Source organism: Burkholderia sp. HAN2018 (genome assembly GCF_024704855.1).
Lineage (GTDB): Bacteria > Pseudomonadota > Gammaproteobacteria > Burkholderiales > Burkholderiaceae > Burkholderia > Burkholderia cepacia.
This window is the reverse complement of sequence record NZ_QOBB01000366.1, coordinates 1-4,415: the sequence shown is the minus strand read 5'-3', so window position 1 is coordinate 4,415 and position 4,415 is coordinate 1. Positions and strand designations below refer to the sequence as shown.

At 68.7% G+C, this 4,415-nt stretch carries 5 protein-coding genes; 2 read left to right on the top strand and 3 right to left on the bottom strand.

Going from position 1 to position 4,415, the window contains the following annotated elements:
• Positions 1–797, top strand: a 797-nt coding sequence (locus DPV74_RS39325) for a M48 family metallopeptidase (RefSeq protein WP_162923279.1), incomplete at its 5' end; no start/stop codon positions are given.
• A gap of 105 nt (positions 798–902) precedes the next feature.
• On the opposite strand, the gene gloA is transcribed toward DPV74_RS39325, so the two are convergent.
• Positions 903–1,292: a lactoylglutathione lyase gene (gene gloA / locus DPV74_RS39320; protein WP_059525951.1), complete on the bottom strand. Its 390-nt coding sequence runs from the start codon at positions 1,290–1,292 to the stop codon at positions 903–905.
• A gap of 349 nt (positions 1,293–1,641) precedes the next feature.
• Between gloA and DPV74_RS39315 the strand changes: the two genes are divergently transcribed.
• A complete protein-coding gene (locus DPV74_RS39315) occupies positions 1,642–2,574 on the top strand; it encodes a DMT family transporter (protein WP_119339148.1) in 933 nt (310 codons plus the stop codon).
• Between the two features lie 135 nt (positions 2,575–2,709).
• Here the strand turns inward: DPV74_RS39315 and rsmA are convergent, their stop codons facing one another.
• Both rsmA and pdxA read right to left on the bottom strand, forming a co-directional pair.
• Entirely contained in the window at positions 2,710–3,540 is an 831-nt protein-coding gene (rsmA, locus tag DPV74_RS39310; protein ID WP_027789169.1) for a 16S rRNA (adenine(1518)-N(6)/adenine(1519)-N(6))-dimethyltransferase RsmA, read from the bottom strand.
• A 49-nt stretch (positions 3,541–3,589) separates the two neighbouring features.
• Positions 3,590–4,415 (bottom strand): 4-hydroxythreonine-4-phosphate dehydrogenase PdxA (gene pdxA, locus DPV74_RS39305; RefSeq protein WP_119339147.1); only part of this gene is annotated, 826 nt, incomplete at its 5' end.

Genomic DNA, 4,415 nt, shown 5'->3' with positions numbered 1-4,415 from the left:
CGTCGGCGCCCGCTGCCCCGCCCGCGCCGACCGAAGCGGCCCCCGCTGCGCCCCTCGATCCGGGCCCCGCGCCCGACCGCTCGCGCGTGCGGACGTTCGCACTCGACAGCCGCGTGCTCGAATACCGCCTGAAGCGCTCGGCGCGCCGGACGATCGGCTTCACGATCGACGGCAGCGGGCTGTCGATCACCGCGCCGCGCTGGGTCACGCTCGCCGACATCGAAGCCGCGATCGCCGAGAAACAACGCTGGATCTTCGCGAAGCTCGCCGAGTGGAAGACGCGCACCGAGCAGCGCGCGCTGCCGCAGATCGACTGGCGCGACGGCGCGCAGCTGCCCTATCTCGGCAAGACGGTGACGATCGCGCTCGGCGCGGGCGCCGTCGCATTCGACGCCGATGCATTGCGGCTCTCGCTGCCGCTGCCCGTGCAGGCCGACATGCAGCAGATCAAGGATCGCGTGCAGGGCTGGCTGCAGGGCGAAGCCCGGCGAATCTTCGGTGAACGCCTCGCGGTGTACGCGGAGAAGCTCGGCGTCACGTATTCGATGTATGCGCTGTCGTCGGCCGCGACGCGCTGGGGCAGTTGCTCGAGCGACGGCAAGATCCGCCTGAACTGGCGGCTGATCCATTTCCCGATGTCGATCATCGACTACGTCGTCGCGCACGAGCTGTCGCACCTGCGCGAAATGAACCACAGCCCGGCCTTCTGGCAGACCGTCGAGTCGATCTTCCCCGAGTTCCGCGAAGCGCGCCACACGCTCAAGCATCACCCGCCCGAGCTGCTGCCGTCGCTTTGACGCGCACGGCTTCGCCGCCCACGAAAAAGGGCGATGCGGGTCATTCCGCATCGCCCTTTTTTGCCGCCGCGCACATCGCACGCCACGGCCCGGTTCATCCGGCGCTCAGTGCGCCTTTTTCTGAATGAACTCGATCTTGTAGCCGTCCGGATCCTCGACGAACGCGATCACGGTCGTGCCGTGCTTCATCGGGCCCGCTTCGCGCGTGACCTTGCCGCCTTGCGCCTTGATCCTGTCGCAGGCCGCGTACGCGTCGTCGACTTCCAGCGCCAGATGGCCGAAACCCGTGCCGAGGTCGTAGGACGGGGTATCCCAGTTATGGGTCAGTTCGATCACCGTGTTGTTGCTTTCATCGCCGTAGCCGACGAATGCGAGCGTGAACTTGCCTTCCGGATAGTCGTCGCGGCGCAGCACCTTCATGCCGAGCAATTCGGTGTAGAACTTGATCGAGCGGTCGAGATCGCCGACTCGCAGCATCGTATGCAGCAATCGCATGGGTTGTACTCCTGTGGGGACTTTCCAGAACCGGGAACTCTACCAGAGTCGGGTGAACTTCGCCGGGGGCGCCCAGCTGGGGGCGCCTGGCCGGGGACGCCCGGCGGGTAACGCCTGCCGGCGCAAGGGCAACGCGGAAAACAGCACGCCCCTGCTCGCCCGGCTACCGTGCGGATCGGGTAACATCCTTCCACCTCGCACCAAAAGCGGGCATGCGACCCATCGCCCGAATGCGACCACCCACTCCCCCCTACCGCGACACTGCCGTGCGACACCGCCGATTCGAGCGCGCCGGATGCGCCACCCTCCCGATCTCGCAGCCGCCGTACCGAACCGGCGAGGTTCGCCGATGAGTGCACTCGCTGCCCCCGTGCGCCGCGCGCTCGACATGCGCGCCGTCGGCCTGATGCTGCTGCTGTGCGCGATCTGGGGCTTCCAGCAGGTCGCGATCAAGAGCACGAACGCCGCGATCGCGCCGATGTTCCAGGCCGGGCTGCGCTCGGTGATCGCGGCGGCGCTGCTGTGGGGCTGGGCCCGCTCGCGCGGTACGCCGCTGTTTCAGGCGGACGGCACGTTCGGCGCGGGCCTCGCGGCCGGCGCGCTGTTCGCCGGCGAATTCATCTGCGTGTTTTTCGGGCTGACGCTGACGAGCGCATCGCACATGGCGATCTTCCTGTACACGGCGCCGTGCTTCACCGCGCTCGGCCTGCACCTGTTCGCACCCGGCGAACGGCTGCAGCGCACGCAGTGGGCCGGCGTCGGCCTGGCATTCACCGGCATCGCGCTCGCGTTCGCGGACGGCTTCCTGAAGCCGCGCGCGCCCGGCGCATCCGTGCTGGCCGGGCTCGCCGGCGACGCGCTTGGGATCCTCGGCGGCGCGATGTGGGCCGCGACGACCGTCGTCGTACGCTCGACGGCGCTCGCACGGGCGAGCGCGAGCAAGACGCTGTTCTACCAGCTCGCGGTATCGGCGGTCGTGCTGGTCGCGCTGGCCGCACTGTTCGGCCAGGTGTCGTTCGCGCACGTCACGCCGGTCGCGGTCGCGAGCCTCGCGTACCAGTCGGTGATCGTCGCGTTCGTCAGCTACCTGTCGTGGTTCTGGCTGCTGACGCGCTACAGCGCATCACGACTGTCCGTGTTCACGTTCCTGTCGCCGCTGTTCGGCGTTGCGTTCGGCGTGCTGCTGCTCGGCGAATCGGTCGGCTGGCGCTTCATGTCGGCGGCCGCACTCGTGCTGACGGGCATCGCGCTCGTCAACGCGCCGCCGCGCCGGCGCGCGTAACGACACCCGGTGGCCGCCCGGTCGCGGCCCGGCATCGACGAATACGGCGCGGGGAAAATGAAAAAGGCTGCCCGCCAGGGCAGCCTTGCGAACCTCGAGCCGGCGTGCGACGCGCGCATGACGCACGCGCTGCCGTTACTCCGCGGCCTTGCGCACCTTCGCCAGCGCCTGCGCCACGCCGACGTACTCGGCCACGCTCACATCCTCCGCACGGCGCGCGAGATCGAAGCCGAGCGCATCGAAATCGATCGTCTCGCGATAGTCGCCGAGCGTATTGCGCAGCATCTTGCGGCGCTGCGAGAACGCCGCGGTGACGATTTCGCCGAGCAGCCCGGGATCGACATCCGGCAGTTCGTGCGGCTCGTACGGAATCATCCGGACGATCGCCGAATCGACCTTCGGCGGCGGCTGGAACGATTCCGGCGGCACGTCGAGCATCTTTTCCATCACGTAGCGGTACTGCAGCATCACCGACAGACGCGAAAACGCCTTCGTGCCCGGCTCCGCGACCATCCGTTCGACGACTTCGTTCTGCAGCATGAAGTGCTGGTCGATGACCGCATCGGCGAACGTCATCAGGTGAAACAGCAGCGGGCTGGAAATGTTGTACGGCAGGTTGCCGACGATCCGCAACGACGGCTTGTCGCCGGGTGCCGCGAGCGAGCGGAAGTCGAACGCGAGCGCGTCGCCTGCATGCAGTTCGAGCAGCGCGCCGAAGCGCTGCTGCAGGCGCCCGATCAGGTCGCGGTCGAGCTCGACCGCATGCAGCGGCGACTCGGGCGTCGCGAGGCGCGCGATCAGCGGCTCGGTCAGCGCGCCGAGCCCGGGGCCGATCTCGACCATGCGCTGGCCGCGCGCGGGGCCGATCGTCGCGACGATCGAGTCGATCACGCCGTGATCGACGAGGAAGTTCTGCCCGAAGCGCTTGCGCGCGAAATGGCCTTGGTGCTGTCTGCTGTTCGACATCGACTGAGTAAAACGAAAAATACGACGAATGAGGTAAAGCCGGGCCGCGTCAGGCGGTGCGGCGATGGCGCGCCATCGTGACGGCCGTGTCGAGCGCGGCGATCATGCTGCCCGGATCCGCGCGGCCCGTGCCGGCCAGATCGAGTGCCGTGCCGTGATCGACCGACGTACGGATGATCGGCAGCCCGAGCGTCACGTTGATGCCCTCGCCGAACGTCGCGTACTTCAGCACGGGCAGGCCCTGGTCATGGAACATCGCTAGCACGCAATCGGCATCGGCGAGGTGACGCGGCTGGAACAGCGTGTCGGCCGGATACGGGCCGCGCGCGTCGATGCCCTGCGCGTTCGCGCGGGCCAGTGCCGGCGAGATCACGTCGATCTCCTCGCGGCCGAGATAACCGTTCTCGCCCGCGTGCGGGTTCAGGCCCGTCACCAGAATGCGCGGCGCGGCGAGACCGAAGTCGCGCCGCAGGTCGCGATCGATGATCGCGAGCGTCTCGACGAGCCCGTCGACCGTCAGTGCGGCCGACACGTCCTTCAGCGGCAGGTGCGTGGTCGCGAGCGCCACGCGCAGCGGCCGGTGGCCGGTACCGGCCAGCATCATCACGACACGCGGCGTATGCGTGCGCTCCGCCAGGTACTCGGTATGGCCGGTGAACGGCACGCCCGCATCGTTGATCGTGCTCTTCTGCAACGGCGCGGTGACGATCGCGTCGTACCGGCCCGCCAGCGCGCCGTCGATTGCCGCGTCGAGCAGCCCGAGCACGTAAGGGCCGTTCGCCGCGTCCAGCCTGCCCGCCTGCGCGGGCACGGCGAGCGCGTGATGCGCGACCGACACCGGCCCGCTGCCGGCCAGCGTGGCCCGGTCGGCGCCG

What these genes read in the sequence shown, in the direction of transcription:
- DPV74_RS39315 (WP_119339148.1), top strand. Translation starts at nt 1,642, where the DNA reads ATGAGTGCACTCGCTGCCCCCGTGCGCCGCGCGCTCGACATGCGCGCC.
- rsmA (WP_027789169.1), bottom strand. Translation starts at nt 3,540, where the DNA reads ATGTCGAACAGCAGACAGCACCAAGGCCATTTCGCGCGCAAGCGCTTC.
- gloA (WP_059525951.1), bottom strand. Translation starts at nt 1,292, where the DNA reads ATGCGATTGCTGCATACGATGCTGCGAGTCGGCGATCTCGACCGCTCG.